Consider the following 336-nt stretch of genomic DNA (forward strand, 5'->3'; position numbering starts at 1 on the left):
GCGCGTCCCAATGGCGCTGTGCCTGGGCCTGCTCAGCGTCACCGCCGCGAAAGCCGACGGCACGACAGGCACCCAGGCCTTCAGCATGTCACGCGTCCAGCAAAGCGTCGGCCGCTACGGCCAGTCCATCGGTTCGGATGTTCGCGGCATGAATCCGCTCGGTTTCTCGGGCGGCAATGTCGGTTACAAGAACAGCGGCACCGGCAATGTCGGCGCCTTCAACGGCAACGAAAACACGTCCGCGACGAGCGGAAACCACAACATCGGCGCCTTCAACGGCAACGGCAACACCCGTGAATATGACGGCAACACCAATGTCGGCGCGTTCCACGGCAA

The 336-nt window shown here is 63.4% G+C and carries 1 pseudogene; it reads left to right on the plus strand.

Features of this window, described 5'->3' with window-relative positions:
- Positions 1–336: pseudogene (locus tag EN808_RS36710) on the plus strand (hypothetical protein); the annotation flags it as partial.

The organism is Mesorhizobium sp. M8A.F.Ca.ET.165.01.1.1, assembly GCF_004792065.1.
In the GTDB taxonomy this organism is placed as follows: domain Bacteria; phylum Pseudomonadota; class Alphaproteobacteria; order Rhizobiales; family Rhizobiaceae; genus Mesorhizobium.